Genomic DNA, 1,550 nt, shown 5'->3' on the forward strand with positions numbered 1-1,550 from the left:
CTTCCGGGGTGCCGCCCTCTTCTCATCAACGCTTACGCCTTCGGGGCCTCGTCCGAGTCCTCGTCGTCGTCCTCGTCCTCATCGCGGTCGTCGTCCTCGTCAAGGTCGTCGTCCTCGTCGTCCGCGGCCTCGGGCTCCTCGGCTTCCACGGCCTCGACGGCCTCGTGGTCGCCTTCACCGAGCGCATCGACGAACTCGACGCCGTCCAATTCGGCCAGCCGGTCCGACGCGTCGGTCGAACCGTCCTTGTCGGCCTCCAGCGCCTTGCCGAACCACTCGCGTGCCTCGCCCTCACGACCTGCCTCCAGCAGCGCGTCCGCGTACGCGTAACGCAGCCGCGGAGTCCACGAGTGCACGGCGCTCGACGCCAGCTCGGGGCCCTGGAGCGTCACGATGGCGGCATCGATCTGACCCATGTCCCTGCGGGCTCCGGCAGCCACCAGCCGCATCTCGACCTGCCCGGCCTTGTCGAGCTTCTGCACCTCGGGCTCACCGGCCATGGCCATCGCACGCTCGGGCCGGCCGAGACCGCGCTCGCAGTCGGCCATGACGGGCCACAGCTCCACGGAACCGGTCATCCGACGGGACGCCCGGAACTCGGCCAGCGCCTCGGCGTACTTCTGCGTGGCGTACGCGGCGAAGCCGGCGGCCTCTCGCACAGCTGCCACACGCGAGGCCAGCCGCAGCGCGATGCGCGAGTACGCATACGCCTGCTCGGGGTCCTCGTCGATCAGGTTGGCCACCATGACGAGGTTGCGTGCGACGTCCTCGGCAAGCGTCTTCGGCAGGCTCATCAGCTCCTGGCGTACGTCCTTGTCGATCTCGTCACCGGTGACGTCATCGGGAATGGGGAGCCGCTTGATCGGCTCGCGGTCCCGGTCGTCACGCCGCTCGAAACCACCGGAACGGCCACCGCGGTCATCGCGCTGACCGCCGCGGTATCCACCAGGGTCGTCCTCACGGCGCGGCCCGCGGTCACGGTCGCCGCCGCGGTTGTCGTCGCGACGGAAGCCACCACCGGAGCCACCACCGGTGGGCCGGCTGTCGTCGCGGCGGAAGCCGCTGCTGGGGCGGTCGTCGTCGCGACGGGGGCCACGCGGCCGGTCGTCACGACGCTCGAAACCACCGCTGGGACGGCCACCACGGTCGTCATCACGACGCGGAGCACGGTCATCACGGCGGAAGCCACCACCGGAGCTACCACCGCCACGGTTGTCGTCACGACGGAACCCACCACCAGAACTGCCACCGCCACGGTTGTCATCACGGCGGAATCCACCACCGGAGCTACCACCGCCACGGTTGTCATCGCGACGGAAGCTGCCACCGGAGCTGCCGCCGGTGGGCCGACTGTCGTCACGGCGCGGAGCACGGTCATCACGGCGGAAACCGCCACCGGAGCTGCCGCCGCCGCGGTTGTCGTCGCGGCGGAAGCCGCTGCTGGGGCGGTCGTCATCGCGACGGGGGCCACGCGGCCGGTCGTCACGACGCTCGAAACCACCGCTGGGACGGCCACCACGGTCGTCATCACGACGCGGAGCACGGTCATC

General features: G+C 70.7%; 1 protein-coding gene and 1 pseudogene. Both read right to left on the minus strand.

The window, feature by feature from the left end; translation table 11 throughout:
- Positions 1–32 precede the first annotated feature (32 nt).
- The gene (locus ACFWSK_RS37760) at positions 33–794 is read right to left on the minus strand and encodes a hypothetical protein (protein WP_383796718.1); all 762 of its coding nucleotides are present in this window, start codon (positions 792–794) and stop codon (positions 33–35) included.
- A 75-nt stretch (positions 795–869) separates the two neighbouring features.
- Positions 870–1,550, minus strand: a pseudogene (locus ACFWSK_RS37765) (hypothetical protein); the annotation flags it as partial.

Source organism: Streptomyces sp. NPDC058620 (assembly GCF_042717135.1).
Taxonomy (GTDB): domain Bacteria; phylum Actinomycetota; class Actinomycetes; order Streptomycetales; family Streptomycetaceae; genus Streptomyces.

Excerpts from the sequence above, each read along its gene's own strand:
- ACFWSK_RS37760 (WP_383796718.1), bottom strand. The coding sequence starts at position 794 with ATGAGCCTGCCGAAGACGCTTGCCGAGGACGTCGCACGCAACCTCGTC.